The organism is Fictibacillus nanhaiensis (genome assembly GCF_023715445.1).
Classification (GTDB): domain Bacteria; phylum Bacillota; class Bacilli; order Bacillales; family Fictibacillaceae; genus Fictibacillus; species Fictibacillus nanhaiensis_D.
The window spans coordinates 15896-40616 of record NZ_JAMBOD010000003.1; the positions used below are offsets into that span (position 1 = coordinate 15896).

Annotated in this window: 24 protein-coding genes, 1 pseudogene and 1 other annotated feature; of the genes and pseudogenes, 5 read left to right on the plus strand and 20 right to left on the minus strand. The window is 38.6% G+C overall.

Going from position 1 to position 24721, the window contains the following annotated elements:
- The first annotated feature begins 623 nt into the window (after nucleotides 1-623).
- From M3196_RS10230 to M3196_RS10240, 3 genes are read left to right on the plus strand one after another with little or no spacing between them, the layout of a single operon-like run.
- Nucleotides 624-1940 (plus strand): spore germination protein, encoded by a 1317-nt coding sequence (locus M3196_RS10230; protein WP_251322191.1) that lies wholly within the window; start codon nucleotides 624-626, stop codon nucleotides 1938-1940.
- Entirely contained in the window at nucleotides 1937-3007 is a 1071-nt protein-coding gene (locus tag M3196_RS10235; protein WP_251322192.1) for a GerAB/ArcD/ProY family transporter, read from the plus strand. Before M3196_RS10230 ends, M3196_RS10235 begins: the two co-directional genes overlap by 4 nt.
- Complete coding sequence (locus tag M3196_RS10240) at nucleotides 3004-4056, plus strand: Ger(x)C family spore germination protein (RefSeq protein ID WP_251322193.1); 1053 nt, start codon at nucleotides 3004-3006, stop codon at nucleotides 4054-4056. Before M3196_RS10235 ends, M3196_RS10240 begins: the two co-directional genes overlap by 4 nt.
- A 425-nt stretch (nucleotides 4057-4481) precedes the next feature.
- On the opposite strand, the gene M3196_RS10245 is transcribed toward M3196_RS10240, so the two are convergent.
- Together M3196_RS10245 and M3196_RS22215 are read right to left on the minus strand one after the other, a co-directional pair.
- Complete coding sequence (locus M3196_RS10245) at nucleotides 4482-5297, minus strand: metallophosphoesterase (protein ID WP_251322194.1); 816 nt, start codon at nucleotides 5295-5297, stop codon at nucleotides 4482-4484.
- A 74-nt stretch (nucleotides 5298-5371) separates the two neighbouring features.
- Nucleotides 5372-5953 carry a YkoP family protein gene (locus M3196_RS22215; protein WP_425310992.1) on the minus strand — a complete coding sequence of 194 codons (582 nt, stop codon included), beginning with the start codon at nucleotides 5951-5953 and terminating at the stop codon, nucleotides 5372-5374.
- A gap of 123 nt (nucleotides 5954-6076) precedes the next feature.
- Here M3196_RS22215 and M3196_RS10255 point away from each other — a divergent pair, with 123 nt between their 5' ends.
- The gene (locus tag M3196_RS10255) at nucleotides 6077-7183 is read left to right on the plus strand and encodes an MGDG synthase family glycosyltransferase (RefSeq protein ID WP_251322196.1); all 1107 of its coding nucleotides are present in this window, start codon (nucleotides 6077-6079) and stop codon (nucleotides 7181-7183) included.
- Nucleotides 7184-7266: 83 nt separating this feature from the next.
- Here the strand turns inward: M3196_RS10255 and M3196_RS10260 are convergent, their stop codons facing one another.
- The 8 genes from M3196_RS10260 to M3196_RS10295 all read right to left on the minus strand — a co-directional run bounded on the left by M3196_RS10260 (nucleotide 7267) and on the right by M3196_RS10295 (nucleotide 13032).
- Nucleotides 7267-8130 carry a DUF421 domain-containing protein gene (locus tag M3196_RS10260; protein ID WP_251322197.1) on the minus strand — a complete coding sequence of 288 codons (864 nt, stop codon included), beginning with the start codon at nucleotides 8128-8130 and terminating at the stop codon, nucleotides 7267-7269.
- Nucleotides 8131-8153: 23 nt separating this feature from the next.
- Nucleotides 8154-8360, minus strand: a complete 207-nt coding sequence (locus M3196_RS10265) for a DUF1657 domain-containing protein (protein ID WP_197192277.1) — start codon at nucleotides 8358-8360, stop codon at nucleotides 8154-8156.
- A 20-nt stretch (nucleotides 8361-8380) separates the two neighbouring features.
- Nucleotides 8381-8734, minus strand: coding sequence for a stage V sporulation protein AE (gene spoVAE / locus M3196_RS10270; protein ID WP_188401443.1), 354 nt, complete (start codon nucleotides 8732-8734; stop codon nucleotides 8381-8383).
- Nucleotides 8735-9748, minus strand: a complete 1014-nt coding sequence (spoVAD, locus tag M3196_RS10275) for a stage V sporulation protein AD (RefSeq protein ID WP_251322198.1) — start codon at nucleotides 9746-9748, stop codon at nucleotides 8735-8737.
- Nucleotides 9748-10224 carry a stage V sporulation protein AC gene (spoVAC, locus tag M3196_RS10280; protein ID WP_251322199.1) on the minus strand — a complete coding sequence of 159 codons (477 nt, stop codon included), beginning with the start codon at nucleotides 10222-10224 and terminating at the stop codon, nucleotides 9748-9750. Before spoVAC ends, spoVAD begins: the two co-directional genes overlap by 1 nt.
- 30 nt (nucleotides 10225-10254) lie before the next feature.
- Complete coding sequence (locus tag M3196_RS10285; protein ID WP_251322200.1) at nucleotides 10255-10716, minus strand: YhcN/YlaJ family sporulation lipoprotein; 462 nt, start codon at nucleotides 10714-10716, stop codon at nucleotides 10255-10257.
- Nucleotides 10717-10808: 92 nt separating this feature from the next.
- The gene (locus M3196_RS10290; RefSeq protein WP_197192274.1) at nucleotides 10809-11012 is read right to left on the minus strand and encodes a DUF1657 domain-containing protein; all 204 of its coding nucleotides are present in this window, start codon (nucleotides 11010-11012) and stop codon (nucleotides 10809-10811) included.
- Between the two features lie 631 nt (nucleotides 11013-11643).
- The gene (locus M3196_RS10295; RefSeq protein WP_251322201.1) at nucleotides 11644-13032 is read right to left on the minus strand and encodes an amino acid permease; all 1389 of its coding nucleotides are present in this window, start codon (nucleotides 13030-13032) and stop codon (nucleotides 11644-11646) included.
- 82 nt (nucleotides 13033-13114) lie between these two features.
- Nucleotides 13115-13342, minus strand: a binding site (T-box leader).
- Nucleotides 13343-13746: 404 nt separating this feature from the next.
- On the opposite strand from M3196_RS10295, the gene M3196_RS10300 reads away from it, so the two are divergent.
- Complete coding sequence (locus tag M3196_RS10300; protein WP_083207697.1) at nucleotides 13747-13866, plus strand: FbpB family small basic protein; 120 nt, start codon at nucleotides 13747-13749, stop codon at nucleotides 13864-13866.
- A 256-nt stretch (nucleotides 13867-14122) separates the two neighbouring features.
- Here M3196_RS10300 and M3196_RS10305 read toward each other — a convergent pair whose 3' ends face one another.
- The 10 genes and pseudogenes from M3196_RS10305 to M3196_RS10350 all read right to left on the minus strand — a co-directional run bounded on the left by M3196_RS10305 (nucleotide 14123) and on the right by M3196_RS10350 (nucleotide 24373).
- The gene (locus tag M3196_RS10305) at nucleotides 14123-14560 is read right to left on the minus strand and encodes a VOC family protein (RefSeq protein ID WP_251322202.1); all 438 of its coding nucleotides are present in this window, start codon (nucleotides 14558-14560) and stop codon (nucleotides 14123-14125) included.
- 279 nt (nucleotides 14561-14839) lie between these two features.
- A pseudogene (locus M3196_RS10310) lies at nucleotides 14840-15415 on the minus strand (Type 1 glutamine amidotransferase-like domain-containing protein); the annotation flags it as partial.
- Between the two features lie 179 nt (nucleotides 15416-15594).
- Nucleotides 15595-16731 carry a mannitol-1-phosphate 5-dehydrogenase gene (locus M3196_RS10315; protein ID WP_251322203.1) on the minus strand — a complete coding sequence of 379 codons (1137 nt, stop codon included), beginning with the start codon at nucleotides 16729-16731 and terminating at the stop codon, nucleotides 15595-15597.
- A 1-nt stretch (nucleotide 16732) separates the two neighbouring features.
- A complete protein-coding gene (locus M3196_RS10320) occupies nucleotides 16733-17170 on the minus strand; it encodes a PTS sugar transporter subunit IIA (protein WP_251322204.1) in 438 nt (145 codons plus the stop codon).
- A gap of 12 nt (nucleotides 17171-17182) precedes the next feature.
- On the minus strand, nucleotides 17183-19282 hold the full coding sequence (locus M3196_RS10325; protein WP_251322205.1) for a BglG family transcription antiterminator: 2100 nt from the start codon (nucleotides 19280-19282) through the stop codon (nucleotides 17183-17185).
- Between the two features lie 224 nt (nucleotides 19283-19506).
- On the minus strand, nucleotides 19507-20922 hold the full coding sequence (locus M3196_RS10330; protein WP_251322206.1) for a PTS mannitol transporter subunit IICB: 1416 nt from the start codon (nucleotides 20920-20922) through the stop codon (nucleotides 19507-19509).
- Nucleotides 20923-21410: 488 nt separating this feature from the next.
- Nucleotides 21411-22319: a GNAT family N-acetyltransferase gene (locus tag M3196_RS10335; protein WP_251322207.1), complete on the minus strand. Its 909-nt coding sequence runs from the start codon at nucleotides 22317-22319 to the stop codon at nucleotides 21411-21413.
- A gap of 208 nt (nucleotides 22320-22527) precedes the next feature.
- The gene (locus M3196_RS10340) at nucleotides 22528-23199 is read right to left on the minus strand and encodes a Type 1 glutamine amidotransferase-like domain-containing protein (RefSeq protein ID WP_251322208.1); all 672 of its coding nucleotides are present in this window, start codon (nucleotides 23197-23199) and stop codon (nucleotides 22528-22530) included.
- Nucleotides 23200-23398: 199 nt separating this feature from the next.
- Entirely contained in the window at nucleotides 23399-23857 is a 459-nt protein-coding gene (locus tag M3196_RS10345) for an SRPBCC family protein (protein ID WP_251322209.1), read from the minus strand.
- A gap of 15 nt (nucleotides 23858-23872) precedes the next feature.
- Entirely contained in the window at nucleotides 23873-24373 is a 501-nt protein-coding gene (locus M3196_RS10350) for a MerR family transcriptional regulator (protein WP_251322210.1), read from the minus strand.
- Nucleotides 24374-24721: the final 348 nt, after the last annotated feature.

Genomic DNA, 24721 nt, shown 5'->3' on the forward strand with positions numbered 1-24721 from the left:
TTACCCTTCTTGCCTTTAACGAAAGTTAAAATGTAGCTTTCTGCTGTGCATAAAGCATCAGCCCTCTCGACTTACAATCATTATGGAGCTCAATCCCTTCAACCAGTTGGCTTTCGGCCCGCTACCTAACTGTCTACGCTTAAAAACTAAAGTTACCTTTAGTCCTCCAAGACTCGCTACGAGCGAATGGCTAGTTCTTACTCGACGGGAATCCCACCCGTTATATGATACGACCTAGGCTCGGCCGCACATGCACGCGATTGTTGAAAAACATAATAACCACTTTTTCGTTTTTTACATTATTGTTCGCCTATTTCCTTCGGGAGGTTTTTTTTGCATACACATATGCTTAATTTCACTATGCTTTACTTTTGTTTTAAGCCCCTTCTTTTATGGTTCTATCAACTAAAACAGCCAAAACAATAATAAGAACTAGTGGAACTAAGAGGAACAACCAGAACATATATAGCACCTTTTTCAAGTAATATCTCCACTCGCCTCTGTAGATTAACTGTAAAATAACCACGACACTTTGCTTTGGTTAGTTGTTCATGATTTATCGTATAAAAACTCTCCTTAATGCAAATAATTTTTTAGATTTCTATTTGTTAAGGGGTAAATTAATGAGGGATATAGTAAAAGAAATTGAATCCAAGTTTTCCAATCACGATGATCTTTTCATTGAAGAAGAACTAGTAGGTAAAACCACAATCTATTTTATTGGATTTAATACGTTAGTTGATTTAACTAAGTCGAAATTATATGTTCAACAAATGGCTGCTTCGTCTTCTTCAGTTAAAGCACTCTTCATAAACCTCAGTGACCAGGTTGGCGTCGATATAGAACAAATACTGAAAGCCATATTAGAGGGCAAATTAGTGATCGTTTCAAAAGGTGACGCAGAGAATGCCATAGTAGACCCTATCGCCCAAAATCTGAATAGGAGCATTGAAGAGCCTAAAAATGAAAGTCCCATTCAGGCTTCTATAAATGCCTTTGGTGATGATATTACAATTAACGTTGGATTGATCCGAAAAAGGTTGAGCACTGAACGTCTGTGCCATTGTTCCTATCAAGTCGGAGAGCTGGATAAACGAAGGCTTTCCATGCTCTATATTAAAGGAAGAGCCCCAAATATACTTATTGAAAAGGCCAACCAGCAGTTAAAGCAAATTAAATCTGATATTGAAACCATTGATGATCTTAATAAGCAGTTCGGACAACGCATTTTGAGCCCAGTCAGTCATCTTTCTCCCACCGAATTACCGATTCAAGCCATACATTCCTTAAAAAAGAACAGAATCGTTCTTTTTATGGATAATTACCCCTTCGCCCTAGTTTTTCCAAATCTAATTTGGGATATGTTTAGTACTGAAAATGATCGCAATTTCCCTTTTGTTCTGACATTTATGCTTCGACTTTTTAGAGTAATAGGCGCTGTGGCCACAGTGGTACTTCCTGCCTTATATGTTGCATTAGTGTCAGTTAACCCTGGAATATTTAGAACTGATCTTGCTCTGTTTGTCGCAAAAAGTAGGGAGGGTATTCCTTTATCAGCTTTTCTCGAAACCATTTTAATGGTCGTTATAGTTGATTTAATACTTGAAGCGATCAATAGACTTCCTAAGAGCGTGGGCCCTTCTATCACAATGGTAGGAGGAATAATCCTGGGACAGGCAATGGTAGAAGCCAAATTAGTCAGCAATTTGTTAGTAATAGTGATCACCGCGGTTGTAATTGCAAGTTCGGCGGTGGTCGGAATACAAAATTCTTTGTACATTCGTTTGCTAAAATATCCCATTTTAGTTTTAGCATCATTTTTCGGGATTTTAGGTGTATGGACTGGTTTCATCTTGACGGTAATATATTTGGCAAGTTTAACATCCGATGATATTCCTTATCTAACGTTTAATATTAAACAAGAAGGAGACACAAAGTGACGCAGCGGATACAAATTGTAATTGTTTTCATACTCATTCAATTAAGTATTGGTTATTTGGTCTATCCAGATCTCATTTATGTGTTAACGAAAACTGCTCATTGGGAATTGGTGATGTGTCAAGGTTTTCTGCAATTGATTTTAATTTGGATTTACATAAAAGGTTTAAATTATTTTCCCGAAAATGACGTCATTGATATTTATTTAAAAATGGGGAGATGGGTTGCGATTATTTTTCTTATCCCATTTGTAATCAATCTGATTGCGTTAGTTGCGTTCAATATCCGGTTGCACACCGAAGTCATTATTTCGGTATTTTTACCTCGGACACCTTATTGGTCGATATTAATATTGTTATATTTCATTTCGGTATATACATCTATCAAAGGTTTAGGCACAATTTTACGTTCCTCGGTTTTTATTTTCTTAATTGTTATTCCTTTAGTGGTATTTAACATCTTCTCGTCTGTAATAAATTTTGATATACATAACGTTACGCCAGGTTGGGAATTACCTGCTAGGTTCTTGTTAAAAAATAAATTTTTCTATCTTTTAGGATTTTCATCGTTTTTATTTTTGGGATTTATGGCTTCTAAAACAAAATTGTCATTCCGCCAACTTTTTGTAGCATGGGTTAGTGTAACGCTATTTTTTCTATCTGTAGTGTATATACCGCTATTTATATTTGGACAAGAAGCGGTAGTTACACTGACCAATCCTTTTTTGGAAGCAATGGATTCAGTAGACATCAGCTGGTTTTCGTTCAACCGACAAACGATGTTCTTCGGTTTATCGTTGGTTGGTTTAGTTATAGTGGCTAATTCAGTTATGCTATGGATGATCGGACAAATCATGCGAAAAATATTTAAATTTCGGAAAGTGAAATCCTCATATTGGATTATTGCTTTTTCTGTTATCTCTTTTGTTTTGGCGTTCTTGGTTCCTAACCAATCTTTGGTGGAAAAATGTTTTCTTTGGAGTACAGGTGCCCAAGCTTATTCTATGATTATTATTCCATTTACCATTTTTATCTATGGTTTTATCGAAAAGAGGCGTGTTAAGGCATGAGAAATAATAAACTCTTTAAGTTATTGATCGTATTCATGTCAACAATCTTGCTATGCGGGTGCTGGGATATTAAAGATATAAATAAGCGCTCCATTCCTTTAGTCATGGGAATTTCCAAGGAAGATGATGAAGAGTATAAATTAACATTGCAGATCCCAATACCGAAAAATGACGACCAAATATCCAGAATCGTAACAGGGAGGGGCGAAACAGTAGCAAGTGTACTTGGGCAAATTCGGACAAACTCTGAAGATGCCGTTGATTTCTCACAAATACGATTGATTGTCATTCAAAAAAACTTAGCTAAAAACCCACAGGAATTAAGAGATCTCATAAAGTTCTTAATGGGTTCAGAAGACATTCCGTCAAGAGCGTTGGTAGCACTTACAGATGATGATGTCGAGAATGTGTTATCAAATATAAACGATAAATTAGGTGTCCATGCTTCTTCTATATATGACTATTTTAATAAAGGAGCTGGCTGGGTACCAGAGATCTTTAGTATCACGATTTGGGAAGTATATCGTAGCCTGTATTCATATACTAAAGATATAGCTGTCCCTGTTGTTCGTTCAGGAAAAGATACAGTATTAAAATTTAAAGGTGCAGCTATTTTGAAAAAAGGAAAAATAATTGAAACAATCAGCCCGGATGAATGTCAATTGGTAAATGTATTTCGAAACAATAATGAAAAAGGAAGAATAGAAAGTTTGGGTTTTGCTAGTATTATTGTAACAAACAGTTCCATTAAAAATAAAACATCAATGAAAAATAATAAACCCACGGTGTCAAGCAACTTGCGTTTAAAAATATACATTTTAGAAAGAAAAGAAGGAATCACAAATAAAAGGATTAGGAAAGAACTTGAAAAGCTTACTGAAAAGCGTTTTTACCGTTTATTGAAGAGAACCCAAGGAAGCCAAACAGATATTTTTGGCTTTGGCCAACAATTTCACCAGCAGATCTCTTACCATGAATTAAAAGACTGGAGGAATGATTATTATCCTAAACTGAAAGTGAATTTTCAGGTCCATGCTAATATGGAGTAATGATACGTTTTTCGGATAATCTACAAAAAAATTCGTTCATTAAAAATACTTTATTGAACTTAACCGTTAGCTTATTAAACTTTTTAAGGAATATTTGAACAATAGGATACTCCCGATCTGGCCCAATGTTGAAGAAAGATTACTTTTTTGTGTATATCTTTTTAGCATAATAAAATGTAAAAATTGTCGTTGATAATGAAAGTATAAAACTAATGTATATCCTACCAGACCAATTAAATAATTAAATGATTATATTCTGGTGCTCTACTAAAATTAAAGTGCCCCAGTATTCCATGAAAAATAATCATGTTCCCTATTTAGAAAAAGTAGCCCTTTTAGGACTACTTTTACGGATGAATATTATGGTATTATCTTTCAAAAAAAGGCCTCGCCATTTTCATAAGAATGGCAAGGCATAAAAACCGTTATGAAATTTCATGAAACGTAATTTCGGGTCGACTGCCTATCCGGATGTTAACCCCCGTCTGTCCTAGCCCTTCACTGATATAAAAAGGCTTCCCTGCATAGTAATGCAGACCTTTTACCATTTTCATGCGGACGAGATGTCCCATTTTAATCAAATGATAAGGTTTCGGCCAATGAATCTGGCCACCATGAAAATGGCCGGATAACAGGTAATCGAATGGAACATCTTCCATCTCAAGCACTACATTCGGGTCATGAGTGAGCACTAAATGGTAGCCCTCTGGAACTCCTTTGTAGGCTTGTAGTACATCACTATGGTTCGTGCTGTAGTTATCAATTCCGATGATGTTCAGATTCTCGCCATTGACCTTTATTGTTACATGCTCATTTTGAAGCGTCTTACAGCCGTTTTCTTCAAGTGTTCTCTTTAGGGCATTAAAATTATCCCCTTTTAAAACATAGTCATGATTTCCGAATACAGCATATATTCCGTACTTAGGATTTAATTTTTTTAAGGCTTGAAGATAGCCCTTTAATTTCGGAATGCTTCTTTTTCGGTCAAGAAAATCCCCGGTTAGGGCGATCAGGTCAACAGGCTGTTCTGATATCATCTCATACAGCTCTGAGGGGTTAATAGAGATATTTTCAAGATGGAGATCGGACAGGTGAAGAACCTTTATATTATTTTCGGAAGAGGCAAGATCTTTGCGGGAAACTGAGATCGTATTGACCTCTACTTTTTTTGTGTTTTGATTTGCTTTTAATAGGGCAAACCCACTGATAACAGAAATAATAAGAACGATAAATAGTAACATATTTCACTACTCCTCTCTTCCAACAAGTATAGTAAGGAAGAGAGGAGAGTCCAAGTGGTAGTTAGAGGAAACCTTTAGTTTTTATACTTCTCCATTAACTTTTCTTTAGACATCATCAAGTAAACAGGATGATGTTTTTTAAAGTTTTTAACTGAAATCGTTGAATGGGATAAAACATATATGAACATCTGTGATATTTTTTTAAACTGTTTATAGAGCTTGCTTTCAGGCAGTACACATTCAAAACCGAGCCCCTTAACACCCTTGTTAATGAGTGTAATGCCTATTATCCCTTTTATCTTTTCTTTCTTTGGATGATCATAAATATAAGAAGCCAAATAAGGCATAGAGTCTAAGACCATTTTGAAAACGGCCTTCCCCTTTGACAAATCATTTTTCATAGGAGTGCAATCCTTGATTACTTTTATATTGTGTAAGTGAATTTTAACCAAGAGATCATTTTTACAGATTTCGGTACCGTCAGACAAAGTGACGTTTTTTCCTTTGTATCTTGTTAACCTTACCCTGAAGATCCCTTTTTCTTGGTCAGAACAAAGATACTGAAGACGGGTTAATGAAAAATATACAGGGTCTATATATCTCCAAAAAGATAAAAAAACAAAACGCATCAGCATTCTTTCTCTTCCTCCTTTCATTAGGCTACACAACTAGGATGTTATATTTATGCCGACTTTAAATGTGGAAATGAAAGGAGAGATTTTTTATGAATGACAACCAAAGCTTAAGTAAATAGTAAGAAAAAAAGGATTCAAGCAAGTATGAAAAAAATACTCATCTTACCTTTTTTACAATTGCCATCAGGACATCACCAAGTTGCAGATGCCGTTAGTGCATACCTAAAAAAGATCGAAGACTCGTTTGTAATAGAGAAAGTAGATATTTTTCAATATAAATCCCCCTATATCGAGCAGGCAACATCTAACTTATATTTGCATGTAATCAAAGCGATACCTTCTTTTTACAGCTGGCTGTATCGTTTTAATGCATGCCGCTTCCAGAACAAAGCGATTGAAAAACGATATCTTTTTTATGAACGTTTCTTCTTAAAAAGCTTGAAGAAGCTGATTAGGGAAGAAAACCCCGATCTTATTATCTGTACACATTGCTTGCCTTCCTACCTATTGAACCTTTTAAAGAAGAAGAAACAGCTGTCTATTCCAGTCATCAACGCCTATACAGACTTCTTTATCAATACAGTTTGGGGAAAATCTCACATCGATCTCCACCTTGTGCCCAGTGAAGCTATGAGATACTTTCTTGAAAAGCGCAATGTTTCATCTGAAAAGATTGCTGTAACCGGCATTCCCGTGCACCCGATTTTTTTCCATAGCTCAAAAGAAAGATTTGAAGAACGACGCAAACCTTCCTTTAATGTATTAGTTTCTGGTGGAAGCCTTGGTATAGGGTCTATAGAAAAGGTTTTTGCTCATAGCCAATTTTCGGGAAAAATCAACTACAAGTTGTTATGTGGAAGAAATCAGCAGTTATTTCATAAGATTGAAAAGCTTCGAAATCCTTTTCTTCAACCCATTCCTTATATCCATTCAAGAGAGGAAATGAACAGTCTCTATGACGGTACGGACATAGTGGTATCAAAGCCAGGAGGAATCACACCCAGTGAATCCCTCCGTAAAGGAATCCCGATAGGCCTTCTCGATGCGCTGCCGGGGCAGGAAGAGATAAATGAGCAGTATCTGCTGCAAGAGAAACTTGCAATAAAGTTAAATGACAGGGATTTAGAGGGCAGCCTACTTTCGTTTCTTGAGAATGAGGTCGAAAGACAAACATTGCAACAAATCGTTTTTGAACATACTGATCAGCAGCAGGATATAAGAACTGTTTTAAAAAGATTCTTGGAACGATAAAAAAGGACGCTTATTCTAAGCAGTCCTCTTTATTTTTCTTCATCAAAGAATCCAATATAGAACATTTACAGGTTTTTTTGTTTTTAATTATCGTTGAGCAACGGTGTCAACTTGCTGAGTAACCGATTCAGCTTTTGGCTGTTTTTATTGTATAGTTGTTTTGCTTTCTCAGATTCAGTTTGAATGGAAAACAGCTCCAGATCAGCTTGGCATTTCTTTAATGAAGCCAAAAGCAATGGTTTTTCCTTAGGGGATGGGACATTAATCTTGTCATCATAAAGATCCACTGTTAACTGGCCATATGAATCGATCTGCCCCAGAAACACATTATCAACTGTTACTTCTAATTTCTCAAGTTCCTCATTCAGCCAGCCTCTGTTCAATCCGGCCGTAGAAAGTGGTTCATCGAGTATTAAGCCATCCATAATGACGGTTTGAGGTTCCTTTACAGAAGGTTGATTTAGTTGGATGTCCTTTGCAGTAAGAGGCCGATTTTCCTTTTTTAATAATATGCTCACATCTCCATTTGGCTCAATGACAGCGAATTCAACGTCAGAAACCTGGAATACGTCTTTGCTTCTTAGTTGTTCTAATAATTCATCAATGGTGTAACGTTCTTTTTTTAAATTATCTTCCAGGATTTTTCCGTCTTTGATGACGATGGTTGCTTTTCCTTCAACAAAATCCCGTATTTTCTTATTTTTTAACGATATCAATCCCATTATGATGGGAAACAGAGTCCATATAGACATAGCAATCAGCCCGTGCATGATATGGCGTTCCAATCCCATCGTTACCTCAGCTGCTATGCTTCCAATTGTAATCCCTGTAACGTATTCAAAAAAGGACAGTTCGGCCAGCTGCTTCTTGCCCAGCCATTTGGTTAACAAAAAAAGTGCGATTAAAAAAGTAAAGGAACGTATTACAATTTCTACCCAATTAAGCATAACTGTCTCCTTAATATGTCTGTCTAATTTCCTTTATATTGCGGTTCTTCAAATTCAAGCTGCCCGATTCTCTTTTGCAGATCAGAAATGATCTCCTCTACCTCTATCATACTCTCATGAAACGTTCGCTTCGCTTGTTCATCTCTTGACTTTTGTGCTAATTTGCTCAGTGTTTCCTTAGCGCTTTTCAAGGTTACCATGCATTGTTTGACATTTGATGCGATAGTCATTTTTTATATCCCCTTTTCTTTTAGCCTTTTGGTTTAAATAGTAGTGCTCCTATAAATCCAAAAATGATTGCTGCGGAGATTCCAGCGCTTGTCACTTTAAACATTCCGGTTATCACACCGATGATACCGTGTTTCTCCCCTTCGGCCATCGCACCATCGACAAGTGCGTTGCCAAAGCTGGTGATCGGAACGGTTGCTCCTGCACCCGCAAAATCAATCAATGGTTCGTATAAGCCGACTCCATCAAGTATTGCACCTGCTACAACTAAAGTTGTCATCGTGTGGGCAGGTGTTAATTTAAAAACATCAAACATGATCTGTCCGATCACACAAATCGCTCCGCCAATTACAAAGGCCCAAAAAAGGATAGCCATTTATTCTGCACCTCCATATTCAATAGACACCGCATGAGCGATGCATGGGATGGTTTCATTCTGTTGAAAGGTTAATGGAGAAAGAAGTGCTCCTGTCGCAACGACAAGCATTCTCTTGAATTCTCCTTTTTTCATCCGGTTTAATAGATGTCCATATACCACAGTTGCGGAACATCCACAGCCGCTCGCCCCAGCAAGCACGGGCTGTCCTTCCCGGTAGATCATCATGCCGCAATCCTGGAATTGCTCTGCATTTAATAAGAATCCATGTTTATTAAGTAGATCTAACGCGATTTCATGGCCGATCGATCCAAGATCACCTGTTACGATTAGGTCATAGTAGGAGGGATCTATTTCCATGTCTCGCAGATGGGCTTCAATTGTATCTATTGCAGCAGGCGCCATGGCACCGCCCATATTAAAGGGATCAGTCAATCCCATATCGATAACCTTCCCGATCGTTGCCGAAGTCACACGTGGCCCTTCACCTTGATCGCTTAACAGCGCACTTCCTGCTCCTGTAACGGTCCATTGTGCAGTCGGCGGTTTTTGTCCGCCATATTCTGTTGGGTAGCGGAACTGTTTTTCTACGGCAGCATTATGGCTTGCTGTTCCTGTCAATAAATACTTTGCCCCCTTGCTATTTACGATGAATGCCCCCATTGCAAGCCCTTCCATTGAAGTAGAGCATGCCCCGAATAAACCAAGATAAGGCGCTTCCAGCGTCCTGCATGCAAAACTTGTACTTGTGATCTGATTTATAAGATCACCAGCCAGAATAAACTGTACTTCTTCTTTTTGAATATTTGCTTTTTCCATAGCTTTTTGGCAGGATTCTTCAAATAGTACCTTTTGGGCTTTTTCATAAGAATCTTGGCCGAGCCATAGATCTCCATGTAGAAGATCGAAGTCGTCAGCGATACGCCCATTCGCCTCAAACGGCCCTCCTACCGTTCCTGTTGAAATGATTACAGGTTTATTTTCAAACACCCATGTACGATGGCCTTTTAACATTACAGACCCCCATATTGAATACAAATAGTTTTGATGATCGCGATTACAAATGCGGAAAACACACCAAATAGAATGACGGATCCCGCCAGCTTGAACATATTGCTTCCTACCCCTAAAACAAACCCTTCAGTACGATGTTCGATAGCAGCCGAAATGACCGAGTTGCCAAATCCAGTAACCGGAACTGCAGTACCTGCTCCTCCAAACTGCGCCATCCTATCATAGACGCCAAATCCGGTTAAGAGCATCGAGATAAAAATCATTGTAGCTACTGTCGGATTGCCGACATTTTCTTCTGTAAAATTAAAGTAGGTCACGTACATTATGGAGATGAGCTGTCCTACAAAACAAATAAATCCACCGACCAAAAAGGCTTTTATGCAATTTGTGATAACTGGCCTTTTTATTTCGTGCTGATCCTGAAACTGTTGATATTCCTGCTGAACCGGTGTCAATTCTTTATCTTTGCTTGCCATGCTGCCGCTCCTTTCTTCTAACACAAAATGTTAGGCCTCATCCGTTGATTTCTTCTGAATCTTTTTCAATTCTCTCTCGATATCCTTGCTGTCCATTTTTTTATCTAACTTGCTCTCCAGTTCACCAAGCAAAGTAAATATCTTTTGATCCGTGCTGACGTTTACTTCCATTTTCGGATACTTTTTTTCTATTTTCTTTTTTGTTTTTTTCTTAAGGCTTGTTAATTGGAACCGCTCAAGATGCTTTGGTTTTACAGCCAAAAAAATTTGATCTTCAGAATTAACCGCTTTGGCATCTGTTATTTCTGGCATAGAAAGAACGATTGCTTTTGCTTCATGTGATGGAGATTGTTTATTTTCTATATATGACATTGGAGATGGTGAATCTTTGTTGCTTCTTCCTTCTTCTTTTTTGTTATTACATCCAGAAACTAAAATCATAAAAGAAGATAGGGAAATCAAAAGAACCTTCACTAAGTTCGTTTTTTCCATACAGCCCACTCTCACCCTTTCATTAAAAATATGTATAAATGCAAATAGAAAAGGATGAATGTTCACCCTTTTCTCTATACAATTTCTTGTTGCTATTGTTTATATTGCGGCTCTTCTTGTTCTACTTCTTGTAAACGAGAACTTAAAGAATCCACTATGGTTTGTGCTTGCTGGGCTGCATTTTGGTACAACTGCTTTGCCTGCTGGTTTTCAGTATCAAGAGCAAATGTCTCCAGAGAGGCTTGGGCACTTTTTAATCCTGCAAGAGTCGTTTTTAAATTACTTGCTACTGTCATCTTTCTTGTCTCCTTGTTATATTTATTTTGTTTGGTTTTCTTTTTTATAACCATTGTTAGTTTTACAAAAAAATATATTTTAATACTAATTAAGACCCAAACAAGCAAAAAAACATTAAAATTCGAATTAAAAAAGCAACCTTTGAACACAAAGGTTACTCCATGATTAATTTTTCTATTATTACAAGCAATATACTTTCTTGTTTTTTAGGTCATCAAATACTAAAAATCTCAATAAATTCATTACCCTTATTAACATTTAACTAAATGCTATGGGTATAAATTACCTTATTAATATAAATTTATAAAAAGAAATAGCCTAATACCCTAGTGATCAGGGATTAGGCTTTTTATATTATATTTGAACAACAAACTATTTTGTAGCGAAATTTAAAAAATTACTCCATATTACGGGCCGATTGTATATATAAATGTTCACCCCCTACTTGTATTAACATGTTTCAGTCAGGCGGGAAAAATCATAATGATAAGTATCCGCTGTCAGCTGTAGTTTTTTAGGAGTAGATAGATACGGAACAATCTTTACAATTCCAATAAGCTCATTTTCTTCCAGCGCTGAGTACTGTTAATTTAGAAGGGAAAATAAAGTCCAAATAAAAAAGCTTGAAAATCAACCAAGCTTTTTTACTTTAACCATTTCCTTGTAAGCTGTGTGGGTGGAAAGGGAATTTCTTCTATATATATAAGTAGCTGTAATCAATAGATAGATGCCAAGTGTAAATACGGTTATCATGATTGGGCTAGTCCATACAATACCAATTAAAATCGTAATCAATGAGACAATGGCAATCCAAGTCGTATACGGAAACCACTTTACATAATAGCCTTCTACCTTTGCTTTATGTTTTCGTGATTTCAGATGAGCGAATGCAATGATTAACCAGATAAACAACACAGTATAACCCAAGGATCCCATCAAGTACTTAAAGGTCTGACTGCCGGCGAATATAGAGATTAAAACACCCGCATAGAGGGATGCTGTGCACATCAGTATGGAACAGAAAGGTACTTTTTTCACTGAGAGACGGGCGAACATCTTAGGAACTCTTCCATCAACAGCCTGTGTATATAGCACACGGGAAGAACCATAAAGTCCTGAGTTCATCGATGAGATGATGGCCAATAGAATGACAGCATTCATCAAATGATCAGCTCCTGGAATCCCTATTAATTGAAACACCGTTACAAATGGACTTTGTTCCACACCATTTACTTGATTCCACGGAATCAGGCCAACAATGATAAAGAACGGAAAGATATAAAAGGCAATGATTCGAGTCAACGTGCTGCGAACCACCTTTGGCACGACATTTTCAGGATTCTTTGTTTCAGCCAATGTTACCCCGATGATCTCGGTTCCTCCATATGAGTAGATCACCACAAGCATGGATGTCATTAAGCCCTCTGTTCCGTTTGGAAAGAACCCTCCATGAGATGTTAAATGGGAGAAGCTTGGTGCGGTATGTCCTCCAATCGAAACGAACAGAAGCATAATACCTGACAGAATAAAAATGACGATAACACTGATCTTAATAAGAGCAAGCCAATATTCAGTCTCAGCAAAAATTTTGACGGACAACAAATTGACAAACGTCACCGATACGGACACTAATAGTGCCAGAACCCAAATCGGGGTTTCCGAAAACCAATACTGCAAGAAGATCGCCGCCACCACTGCCTCGGCAGCGATGTTTAAGACCCACATCTTCCAATAGATCCAGTCTAGAAAATAAGCGGGAAACACACCTAACACAGACTGAACGAGGTCACGAAACGTTCGGGCTCCGCTGTTCTGGACCGCCATCTCAGCTAATCCTTGCATAACAAATAATAATAAAATGCCTCCAATCAAATAAGCCAATACAACGGCAGGACCTGCCATATCAATAGCTTCGCTGCTGCCTTTAAACAGACCGGCTCCAATGCTGCCGCCAATAGCCATCATCATGATATGACGGGAAGTCATCGTTCGCTGTAAATTCTGGGTGCTTTTTTCCATCTAAATAACCTCTCCTGATTTAAACTTAGATTCTAAAACAAATAACAAAAAAGGCTTACCATCCCTGATCTCCAATGGAGAGAAAAGAGACGATAAGCCTTTGGCTGACCGCGGTACCACTCTTGTTGATTCATTTTGAATCCTGCTTGTAGAACCTGTTAACGAAGGTTAGTCGTCAAAACATAGAGAACGCGTTCTTTTTGTCTTGCTGCTCCCGGGCGAGTTCAATGGATTCATAGACTGCGTTGCACCAACCCGCAGCTCTCTAGACTACAAATAAACATCTACTACTCCCGTTCGTTGCTTTTTTCAAATGATTATTCAGAATAATATGGATAACTATAAAGGCTCCATTGGCGATATGTCAACATAAAAAAATTTTCTTTTTCTAAGGACTTACAAAATGTCCCTAACATAAGCGGTCATTTGAATCATCATTCGCCTCCCATTGCAGAATAAGCACTGTAACATAAATTACTACCGAACACACCGAACTTTTTGAGAAAAAACTTTCTGCCACTTAATATTTTTAGAACCAATTCCTTTGTAAAATTCATGAGCTTCTTTTCTCTGACCACCAGATCTTAAAGGTATCTCTTGATAACCCTTTTCTCTCGCTTTTATTTTCGAAATATTCAATGATTTGTAACATTTCTCGGATAATCATGGGAAAATATAGGTTATAATATTTATAAGCAAAGGAAGGTGAATACGATGAGAAAGAAGAATATGATTTCCTTTAAAGAATTAGTAGTTAAAAATAAAAAAGAACTACTACAAGATAAAAAGATGCTTGAGCGTATTGAAAAGCGCTTAGAAACAAGACACAATTAACTACTTTACCTCAATAGTAATTTTAAAAATTACTTTAATAGAACGAACGTTTAAATCAAAGTCTCGGGTCATTTATCGTCCACGAGACTTTTTCTAGTTTAAAACCCATGGGAAAGTAATAAAGACACTTTTCCTATTCCAGAAATGCACACGATAATGGAGTAACACTTTGTTTATTTATACCAATTCCTTTTAAATGATAACGGACACATTTTTAAAGTCGGAGTTCTAAATCATTTAAAGTCCCATTCAATATTTATCTGATTTTTTCCGCCAACTCTAAAATAATTCCCTCTGGACCACGAACGTAGCATAACTTATAACTTTCTTCATATTGCTGTATCTCACTAAAGATTTCCGTGCCCTTCTTTTTCAATTTTGCAACAATCGCTTCAATATCTTCAACAGTAAAGCAAATATGTCGGATACCCAGCGTATTTGCAAAAGGTTGCTGAATATCTATTTCATCTGACGGCGTATAAAATTTGACTAGCTCTATCCATGCTTGACCATCTGGCATCCCCAATCCTACACATGCCGTTTTAACATCATTAAGCCCAACTATTCTGTCCAACTGTTCTCCTTCCAATTCCCATTCCGCTTGCACTTCAAGTCCTAAATCAAGAAAAAACGCTTTAGCCTCTGAAAGATCGTTTACGTTTATACTCACATGATCTATTCTATTAATCTTCATATCTCATACCTCCTCGTTTCTGTTATTTTCAATACCTGTATTCGTGTAAGGATTGTTTGAAATTCGCTTAAAACAAAAAAATATCCTTCTTCAACAATCCTGCACGTTTGTTTGATAAGTTCCATTAGAAAAGGCGTTAATCCTTATTAGATCAACGCACCAGTTAGCTTAAGTGAAACCCTTCACCATATATTGATAAGAAACCCATACAATCCTCTCTAAATTGCATCACAATGAATCTCGCCTAGGTTTTTTGATATTTTTAGCGGAGGAGTAATATCAGGGCGAAAACAGTTTCCAATGCCCTTCGGAGACAACTTCGACCGCTCCGTCGATCACTTTGATGGCGGTTTCATCGTCAAGAGCATACGCCGGCCCTTCCATCTCGGCGGCCCATCTCTCTGCGGCAGCCATGGTATTTCCCGGCAGCATCTCGTGATCTAAGTGTGGAAACATTGCAAAATCGACAAGCCCAAGCGCTTTATCTCCACCGTTGGGTGGAGTCCAGCCAACGAAGAATTCCCCGATGTTAGGTGCCATCACCATGCTCCCAGCACTCATTCCCACATAGACTGCTTGCAGCGACGGCAAGAGGTCTGCCAGGCCGGATTGCCGCATCCAGTGGCACAGGTAAAGGGCGTCGCCACCCGCCACCAGCAGGACGTCCGTCTCCCGGACCAGCGGCACCCAGCTGTCTTTGTCGATGCTTGGCAGCGCTGTGAGCTCCAGCACCCCGACGGACTTCCAGCCTAGGTCTACCATGGGATTCTCGGAATTCCCGCTGATGAACTGCCAGGCTTTGACGCCGGGGCCGACCCAGGGGTGTCCGTACATCGCGGTGGGGATGCACAGGGCGGCTTTAAACCTTAAAGATCAATAGGGGCATATCGTATGTTTTATGCAATAAAAATTCAGCTGTTATTAAACAGCTGATTCATAGACAAAACCCCTTTTCACTATAAGTTGAAAAAGGGGTTTGTCTACGGTCTGAAGTGGAAACATTAAAGTTGCCACTCGTGTAAACGATTCTTAATCTAATTTAACTCCTTTAAGATTAACTTCTCTAAAGTATTTTCTTCTTGCAACCCGCAAACTTCCTGAATGGCTTTCTCATAACCCTTTTCTTCGATCAATGCTTGCAGCTTAACAGCTTCTTCATCTTCTGGATAGTCATACTTAAGTGCAGCTGCGATGCCCTTCACTAAATACTTTGGTTCTTCTTGCAGATACTCCAAATACTGAATCGAGGGATTAACCAGACGATCGTTTCTCCCCAACTTACGTAACGGACCCCGCGCTACTCGTGGAATTTCATCATTTATATACGGATTTGTAAAACGGCCGATGATCTTTTCAATGTATTTCTGGTGTTCATCACTATTAAAGTTATATTTTTTAACTAAGACAGAGCCCGTTTCTTGTAGAGTATTTTTTACAATATCAAATACTTCCGGGTTTTCCATCGCATCTTTGATCGTCTTCATACCAGCTTGAAAGCCTGTATATGCAGCTACGGCATGTCCTGTATTAACGGTAAATAGTTTGCGCTCGATATATGGCGTCAGGTCGTCAACCCATGTAACACCTTCAATACTAGGAACCTCACCGATCATGTTGGACCTGTCAACTACCCATTCAAAGAACGGTTCAACAGAAACCATCAGTTTATCTTCATTCACCTGATTTGGGACGATTCGGTCTACAGCCGCATTTGGAAACGAAAAAAGCTGATCAAACTGGTCCTTCTCGCTGTCAGACAGCTTTTCATAAACCTTTCCCTTTAAGAACGCACTGCCACCAATCATGTTTTCACAGGCAATGATGTTTAGCGGGCTTTTTAATTCCGCTCTTTTTCTTAATCCATTTGTGATCAATTCAGAAATGATTGGAAGAATGTTTGGCCCAACCGCTGTTGTAACCAGGTCTGCTTTTGCAATCGCATTAACAACATCATCAGGATTTTGTATGCTGTTGATCGCTCTTACACCATTAATAATCGTTTCCTGGCTCTCTTCATCGGCAAGAACTACACGGTATTCTTGTCTTTCGTTTAGAAGACTAACGATTTCTTCGTTAATGTCAACAAAGCAAACTTCATATCCCGCATTGGAAAGAAGGCTTCCGATAAAGCCTCTACCGATATTACCTGCTCCAAAATGTACGACTAACATCTTAATTCACCTCTGAAAATAATCCAAGAATCTCTTCTGATGATTTAGCGTTTACGATTTTTTCGATGTTTTCTTCTTCAGAACATACAATAGCGATCTGGGATAGGATATCCAAGTGTTCGTTGTCTTTCCCTGCGATTCCAATCAATACTTTTACAATGTTACCGTCACCGAAGTCAACACCGTTTGGAACTTGTAAAATAGATAACCCAGATTCATTCACAGATTTCTTTGCATCTTCGGTTCCATGCGGGATCGCAACAAAGTTACCCATGTATGTTGAAGTTAGCTCTTCACGCTCAAGCATCTTTTCAATATAGTCTGCTTCCACATAACCTTTATCGACTAAAACTTGTCCTGTGCCTCTAATAGCCTCCTCTTTGTTTGAGAAGCTTTGATTCAATAAGATGTTTTTTGATGTTAAGATTTCTTTTGCCATATTCAAACACTCCTATTTTTCTGTTTTGGATTGATATATCTCTTTACATTCCTTAGCCATAAGATCCAAGATTCCATTTTCTGAACCGTTTTGAAAAACGTTTATAGAATGTTCATCCCTGATAATCAGAGAACTGATGCCGCTTAGCACTTCCAGTGATTCATCTGTTGTGTCGAGCGGTGACAGCATAAGAAGAATCGTATTGATCATTACTTCAGAACCATCCATTCCAATTACGGTTAGGGGCTGAAATAATCGGGCAATAGTAAAACTAATCTCGTTTACAAGATCGCTTTTTGTATGATACAAAGCAAGTGATGTTCCCGGGATCCCAAGACCGGCAATCTTTTCCCTCTCTATAAGAGCCTGTACCACGCCATTCGTTTCACTTACAAACCCTTTCTCCGCTAACGGCTTTACTAAAACTTTTAAAGCCTCCTGAACGGAAAGTCGTTCCGTGATTTCCACCATGTAGAACTCAATCAGAAGCTGTGAGATCGCTGTGGAGTACCGTTGTATTTTGCCTATTCTATGGACAAAATCTTCTGTACTTGCATTCTTTTTTACCTTTTGCTCTAAATCACTTTTGATTTTACGGATACCCTTTTTCTCTAGTAAATGCTGCTTAATCCTTGCAATTTCATTATCAGAGAGCAACGGGCTGACTAAAAGGTAGTCATCATTAAAATTGTTTAAGCCTACCGTTGAGATGATCAAGTCAAAATCGTCTTTATCGATCCGATCCAGATCAAAAAGAGAGGCGCTTTCTGTTTTTAACCCTGGAATCTCACTCGCTAATTTCGTGGACAGCATTTTGGATGTTCCGATTCCACTGGAACAAACAACCAATGTTTTCAACTCTCTGATTTCTTCTTTGTTTATTAGAGCCGAGGCAAAGTGCATGACCAGATAGGCAATTTCCTCTTTCGGTATGGCCACATCCGGAAAAATCTCTTTTACCCCTTTTTCCAGAATCAAGAACAAATCACGGTAATCCGTTTCAATCCTTGAAAGCAACGGGTTGGAAATGCCCATCTTCTGCTTTAGCCTGTATAGGGCCGGCCGTAAGTGTGCTACCAGTCCTTGAAACAGTGAATGATCTATTGCTAAGTCAAATTGGATTTCTCTGCTAACGAACTGAATCAACTTCTGTACAAGTATACCTACTTGAAGAGCGGATTCTTCAAACAAGTCATCTGTAGACTTGCGGATTTTTGCTCCCATCAGATGCATTGTTATATACCCGATTTCACCTCGGGGTATATCCAGCTGAAACACATCTTCTAGTCCTGCTACAATTTTTGCTGCTGCCCTAAATTCCTTTGATGCACTTAAGCTCTCAAGATGGTCTTCATCAAACTTGATCAATTCTCCCCGCTCAATCCTTTCGATTGCAAGGGCCAGGTGGATCACCAGGCCGATATATGCACTGTCAGCGATCGGGTAAGGTAGATCACCTTTGATCTGTTCGATTTGCTTCTCTATAATAAGGATATTTTTCTTGTCAACAAGACCTAACAACCGTTCCGTAATGGTATCAATCGTTTTGGAAGTTTTCTTTTGAATGGTCTCCTTTAGAAGGGAGACAAGATCGAACTCGTTGATGTTCTCAAAGATTAGCTTGCTCATTGCTCTCCGTTTTGCGGTTTCTGATCCAATAATTTCAACACCATAGCCGCGTTTTCGTAAAACGGTTAGATCAAAGGAATGTAATCGTTCTTCTACCTTGTTTAGATCATGACTGATCGTTGCAATCGTTACATTCATGTCGTTCGCTAAAGACTGGAGTTTAACTGGCTCTGTTGCCTCCAACAGTTCGGAAAGCACAATAATTTGCCGTTCCTCTGGTGTATATTCGTTATGTGCGAGATTGAACAGAAACATTTCCAGCTTCTCTTTTGCTTCATGATTTCCGATCATCTGAATCCCGATTCCAGACTTTTTGTGAAGCTGTAGTCCATACTCTTTTAAGATGTCTTCCACACCTTTTAAATCGCGATGGACAGTTCTGACACTAACAGATAACTCATCAGCAATCACTTTAACGGTGGCACCTTCATCTTTTGTAATTAAAAATTCAAGGATTTTTCGTTCTCTCGCGGATAAATACATCCCTTTTCACTCCATATTTGGCATTTATCATTGTGTTAGTATGAGCAAAACATGGTGACAACTATTATTTACACTTATTATAATAGAAGGTTCCAATCCTTGATACAACAATAGCCAGATATAATTTCGTCATTGGTGTTGTTGCCATTTCTAAATTGAAAATCTTTTTTCAAAAAAACTTGGTACTCTTGCCCAACAGGCAAGAGCACCAAGTCTCCTCATTTTCATTTTAAATTTTCAATGAGCTCATCATATTTTGGGCTGTTTAAAAAATTATCAACAGAAATATGATGTGCAGTTGGGAGCTTCTCTTTTGCACGTGATGTCAGGTCTTTGTGCGTAATGACGATATCTGTATCACTTGGAATATTGTTGATGGATGTGTTCGTAATATCGATATGAAGATCGGCTTTTTTTGCTTTATTCTTCAGGATGGAAGCACCCATGGCACTTGAACCCATTCCTGCGTCACACGCAAAGATAATCTTATTGACGTTGTCGAAGCTGAATTCTTTTTCTTCTTTTTTCTTTTGAAACGCTTCACCAACAGAGCTTTTCTTGCCTTTAATTTCTTCCATCTTAGCTGTTGCATCTGAAAGGTCCTCGTCTTGCTTCTTGCTCGTTTTTAAGATTAGAGAAGCTACTGCAAATGAAACGGCTGTTGCTACAAGAACTCCTAATAATACACCAAGGTGGTTTCCACCCTTAGGTGTCATCGCCATAAGAGCGAAGATACTTCCCGGAGACGGAGGCGCTACAAGTCCTACATTCATTAATGTGAATGTAAACACACCGCTGATTCCGCCTGCGATCGCCGCTAAGATCAGCATTGGCTTCATGAGTACATACGGGAAGTAGATCTCATGAATCCCACCAAAGAAGTGGATGATTGCAGCACCCGGTGATGTCTGGCGCGCAGTACCTTTACCAAATATCATAAATGCTAACAGGATACCGAGTCCTGGTCCAGGATTGGATTCAAGCAAGAACAGGATGGATTTCCCGGCTTTAGCTGCTTCATCTGCACCTAGCGGACTTAGAATTCCATGGTTTATCGCATTGTTTAAGAATAATACTTTTGCTGGTTCAATGAAAATACTTGCCAGCGGAAGCATACCAGCATTAACGATTACTTCTACACCAGCGGCAAGTGTTTTGTTTAAAGCTACAACTACAGGTCCTATTGTCTTAAATGCCAATAAGGTTAAAATACCAGCTAAAATACCAGCTGAAAAGTTGTTGACTAACATTTCAAATCCTTGTTTTACTCTTGGTTGGATCATTTTGTCAGTTTTCTTTATCAACCATCCGCCTAGTGGTCCCATGATCATAGCACCAAGGAACATTGGAATATCTGATCCAACAATTACCCCCATAGTAGCGGTAGCACCTACTACCCCACCACGGCCATCATATACAATTTTCCCACCTGTGTAACCAATTAACAGTGGAAGCAAATACGTAATCATAGGACCGACAAGCTTAGCGAGATCCTCATTTGGTAACCAACCTGTCGGAATGAATAGTGCTGTTATAATCCCCCATGCTATAAAAGCACCTATATTTGGCATGATCATACCGCTTAGGTAACTTCCAAAGCGCTGTATGCGTACACGAACATCAGATTTTGTGTTCGACATATCTATTTCTCCTCTCATCATTAGAAATATGTCAATGGTCCTGTATATCTTATAAATTTATAATACGTTTTCATAAAAGCGGTTTCAATTTAAAGAAAAGCGTACTTTGTCGTTCCTAATGTTGTCATAATTTAATAATGAATTTCCAATTTAATAGGATTTCCTAAATAGCTCAGGTTTTATTAAGTTATAAAAAAGCCGCCTTTTTGGGCAGCTTGATTCTTGAATTAACGGACTCGTTTAGTTAAAGGAAATTATTTTAAAAGATATACTTCTAATGAATCTTCTTATTTAAGTTTCTATTTTTTTGTTTGTTGTGAAATGAAACCAGATCAATGTTTAATCACCAGGCTACCCTCAGACCTATCTAACTTCTTCAGCTGCTGATTTTATCCTTTTATATAAGAAAATTTCCCTTTACTTCTATAAAAAAGTACATATCTCCTTTCTTGAAGATATGCACCCGTTGAATAAGGGTATTGCTATCCCTAACCAAAGATTTGTGCGGTAATAGCAAATAACTCTTTATTCCTATATGGCATATTAATAGAGTTCTTTATCATTATTGGGGGATTACTAACTTTTACAAATCCACTTTTCTCCAAGAATAACATTAACTCATCATTATTGAATGGCACATCAATTCTTAAATTTCCTTGATGATTAAGAACTAACCTATCAATTATTAAAGCAGCTGTTTCTGAATCCGGTGCTACAATAGGTCCTATTAATAGATTTACTGGTCCTAATATGGATAATCCAAATCCAATTATTTTCCCCTTTAGATTTCTAACAACGAAACAATGTTTTGATTGATTTATCCTGTTCAGAAGTAATTTTCTTCTCTTATCACCAAATGCAGCCGAATCTAATTCAATAATTTCATTTATATCATTCTCACTGTATTTCTCTAAGGTAATTTCTCGATTAATAAACAATTTAGTTGGAATATAATTATCACTCAAATATTTATGTACATAGTCGACAGTTTTAAAATCCAAGTTTTCATATAAGGGTTTCCCATCTTCAGTTGAAATTAACATTATTGAGGTATTTTGAGAAACACTGTCTATACATTTCTGAGTAGCTTTTTTTCCTAAGCCTAAACCTCTATATTCTTCATTAACAATAACCATTCCAATTGAAGCTAAATCAGTATCATAAGGTATTATTACGGCACTCGAAACAATTTTTCCCACAGAATTTTTATGTCCGTATATTTTACCAGATGACATAACAGTTCTAATTTCATGTTCATCATAATCCCAGCCAACTGATGCAGAAAGTTCAATTAAACCTAAAACATCGTATTTGTCAAATTTCACTAATTCTAATACTGTTCTATTGTCTGTATGCTTAGAAATACTCCTATTTTTATTTATTTCTATTCTTATCATAATTTCTATCTACCCTTGTTCAACTAACCTGCTACGTTTGTTTAATAAGTTCCATTAAAAAAGGCGTTAATCCTTATTAGATCAACGCACCAGTTAGCTTAAGTGAAACCCTTCACAATATATTGATAAGAAACCTATACAATCCTCTCTAAATTGCAACACAATGAATCTCGCCTACGTTTTTGATATTTTTAGCGGAGGAGTAATATCAAGGCGAAAAGAGCTTCCAATGCCCTTCGGAAACAACTTCGACTGCTCCGTCGATCACTTTGATGGCGGTTTCATCGTCTATGGCATACGCCGGCCCCTGCATCCCGGCTGCCCATTTCTCTGCAGCAGCCATCGTGTTATGCGGTAGCATCTCGTGATCCAGATGCGGGAACATTGCAAAATCGACCAGACTCAGGGTATTATCAGCACCGTTGGGTGGAGTCCAGCCAACGAAGAATTCCCCGATGTTTGGTGCCATCACCATGCTCCCAGCACTCATTCCCACATAGACTGCGTGCAGTGACGGCAAGAGGTCTGCCAGTCCGGATTGCCGCATCCAGTGGCACAGGTAAAGGGCGTCGCCGCCCGACACAAGTAGAACGTCCGTCTCCCGAACCAGCGGAACCCAGCGGTCTTCGTCAATGCTTGGCAGCGCTGTGAGTTCCAGCACGCCGACGGACTTCCAACCTAAGTCGACCATGGGATTCCCCCCGGAATTTCCGCTGATAAACTCCCAGGCTTTGACGCCAGGGCCGACCCAGGGGTGTCCGTACATCGCGGTTGGGATGCACAGGGCGTTGGATTCGGCGATCGGTTTACCCAGCATTTCAACCAGCGCATCGTGAATGCTTTTATTATTGATGCCTCCTGATGTGAGGAGAAACTTCATAAAATCAACTCCTTGTCGTTGTGTAGTACTGTCAAAGTTTTTCATACTTCTAAGACAGCAACTCTTTGATTTTTCTAACTATCAATACTACTGGCACCCAGGTATACACTCAAATATGGTAGTGCCAAAACCAGTACGGCCAGTCCGATCCACTTCCATATGCCCTCCTGCTGGTTAGACCTGGTCATAGTATTCGTCATTAATTTTTCTCCACTGTTGACTCTTTCTGTAGATACTCGCCCAGTTTGTCCAGCATGACCTTCGTGCCGTGTTCACGCTGAGCTGCGGTATCATGGTCGTCGAGGAAGACTCCTTGCTCGGTGTAGATGAGCTGAGTACCAGCTTCTGCATGCTTGAACTCCACCGTGGTCACGGATACCGATATACGTGTTTCATCAAGATCCATCGTATAGGAATAGACGATACGCTGATCAGGAACAATCTCCTGATAGCAAGCATCAAAGGTAAAGACTGGTCCTCCTGTGGGACCACCTTGATTGTACTCACGCCCGCCAACTCGAAAGTCGAATTCGTCAGCCTTCGGAAACCACTTTGCCTTGGCTGCGGGATCGGCCCAGGCGGCGAACACTTGTTCAGGTGAAGCATTATAAGTCTTTTCAATGACAAAAGTATCGTGTGTTGCAAAGTGTTTGTTCATCATTTATTCCTCCCTTTAGTTTGGTTCATTTGAATGCTTTGAGAGAAAGTCGTCAAGCCTGTCGAAGTGGTACACCATACTTGATCGTCGTTCAGTAAAAAAATTTTCATGATTCTTTTTCATCAAGCTTAATAATTTTGTGAAATCCTCAACCGTCAACGGCTCTTCCATTTCCACCAGACTCGATACATTTTGTAATTCTTTTAAAAGCTTCTGTTGAATTCTGATATGTTCTCTAAGTCGATCGATTTGAAGCGATACAATTTCGAATGGACTGTAATTGTGATCAGCTAGAATCGATTTAACTTCATCGAGTGATAAACCTAGTTCCTTTAATGCGAGAATTTGTTGTAGACGTGAAAGGTCGGATTCGTTATACAACCTGTATCCTGAGTTAGAATATCCAGATGGAGAATACAAGCCAATTTGATCATAATACCGTAATGTTCGAACGGTTAACCCTGTTAATGTGGCAAGTTCCCCAACTTTCCAATATTTCTTACCTGCAATGATCATCCCCTCATTTCGCGCGACTATTAATTACCGGTGGCTTTAATATAAACCATTACGTGACGTAAGGGTCAAGTTAATATATAAAAATTATTTTAAAGAGATAAAAGTATGGAAAAATCTTATCGGAGTCCCATTCCCCATAGAACACCCTTTTTCTATATAATTTAACCTATATACATAAATTCTTTTTAGGGTTATTCCACAATCTGGCCCGTTCGTATTATAAGGTTAACCAGTTCCATCTGGTTAGCCTATTTATAGGTTATTCTTTAGGTAGCCGGGGGAGGACGTTCTGGCCCGTGGGAGCAAGATCCCGTCCGCAATACTGTCCACCCCCTACTTGTAGAAACA

What these genes read in the sequence shown, in the direction of transcription:
- M3196_RS22215 (WP_425310992.1), bottom strand. Translation starts at nt 5,953, where the DNA reads ATGAAAGGAGGAAGAGAAAGAATGCTGATGCGTTTTGTTTTTTTATCT.
- M3196_RS10260 (WP_251322197.1), bottom strand. Translation starts at nt 8,130, where the DNA reads ATGCTTAATTGGGTAGAAATTGTAATACGTTCCTTTACTTTTTTAATC.
- M3196_RS10295 (WP_251322201.1), bottom strand. Translation starts at nt 13,032, where the DNA reads ATGGAAAAAAGCACCCAGAATTTACAGCGAACGATGACTTCCCGTCAT.
- M3196_RS10290 (WP_197192274.1), bottom strand. Translation starts at nt 11,012, where the DNA reads ATGACAGTAGCAAGTAATTTAAAAACGACTCTTGCAGGATTAAAAAGT.
- spoVAC (WP_251322199.1), bottom strand. Translation starts at nt 10,224, where the DNA reads ATGGCAAGCAAAGATAAAGAATTGACACCGGTTCAGCAGGAATATCAA.
- M3196_RS10285 (WP_251322200.1), bottom strand. Translation starts at nt 10,716, where the DNA reads ATGGAAAAAACGAACTTAGTGAAGGTTCTTTTGATTTCCCTATCTTCT.
- M3196_RS10265 (WP_197192277.1), bottom strand. Translation starts at nt 8,360, where the DNA reads ATGACTATCGCATCAAATGTCAAACAATGCATGGTAACCTTGAAAAGC.
- spoVAE (WP_188401443.1), bottom strand. Translation starts at nt 8,734, where the DNA reads ATGGCTATCCTTTTTTGGGCCTTTGTAATTGGCGGAGCGATTTGTGTG.
- M3196_RS10320 (WP_251322204.1), bottom strand. Translation starts at nt 17,170, where the DNA reads ATGGCAAAAGAAATCTTAACATCAAAAAACATCTTATTGAATCAAAGC.
- M3196_RS10305 (WP_251322202.1), bottom strand. Translation starts at nt 14,560, where the DNA reads ATGAAGATTAATAGAATAGATCATGTGAGTATAAACGTAAACGATCTT.
- M3196_RS10245 (WP_251322194.1), bottom strand. Translation starts at nt 5,297, where the DNA reads ATGTTACTATTTATCGTTCTTATTATTTCTGTTATCAGTGGGTTTGCC.
- M3196_RS10340 (WP_251322208.1), bottom strand. Translation starts at nt 23,199, where the DNA reads ATGAAGTTTCTCCTCACATCAGGAGGCATCAATAATAAAAGCATTCAC.
- M3196_RS10325 (WP_251322205.1), bottom strand. Translation starts at nt 19,282, where the DNA reads ATGTATTTATCCGCGAGAGAACGAAAAATCCTTGAATTTTTAATTACA.
- M3196_RS10255 (WP_251322196.1), top strand. Translation starts at nt 6,077, where the DNA reads ATGAAAAAAATACTCATCTTACCTTTTTTACAATTGCCATCAGGACAT.
- M3196_RS10345 (WP_251322209.1), bottom strand. Translation starts at nt 23,857, where the DNA reads ATGAACAAACACTTTGCAACACACGATACTTTTGTCATTGAAAAGACT.
- M3196_RS10230 (WP_251322191.1), top strand. Translation starts at nt 624, where the DNA reads ATGAGGGATATAGTAAAAGAAATTGAATCCAAGTTTTCCAATCACGAT.
- M3196_RS10350 (WP_251322210.1), bottom strand. Translation starts at nt 24,373, where the DNA reads ATGATCATTGCAGGTAAGAAATATTGGAAAGTTGGGGAACTTGCCACA.
- M3196_RS10300 (WP_083207697.1), top strand. Translation starts at nt 13,747, where the DNA reads ATGAGAAAGAAGAATATGATTTCCTTTAAAGAATTAGTAGTTAAAAAT.
- spoVAD (WP_251322198.1), bottom strand. Translation starts at nt 9,748, where the DNA reads ATGTTAAAAGGCCATCGTACATGGGTGTTTGAAAATAAACCTGTAATC.
- M3196_RS10330 (WP_251322206.1), bottom strand. Translation starts at nt 20,922, where the DNA reads ATGTCGAACACAAAATCTGATGTTCGTGTACGCATACAGCGCTTTGGA.
- M3196_RS10315 (WP_251322203.1), bottom strand. Translation starts at nt 16,731, where the DNA reads ATGTTAGTCGTACATTTTGGAGCAGGTAATATCGGTAGAGGCTTTATC.
- M3196_RS10335 (WP_251322207.1), bottom strand. Translation starts at nt 22,319, where the DNA reads ATGATAAGAATAGAAATAAATAAAAATAGGAGTATTTCTAAGCATACA.
- M3196_RS10240 (WP_251322193.1), top strand. Translation starts at nt 3,004, where the DNA reads ATGAGAAATAATAAACTCTTTAAGTTATTGATCGTATTCATGTCAACA.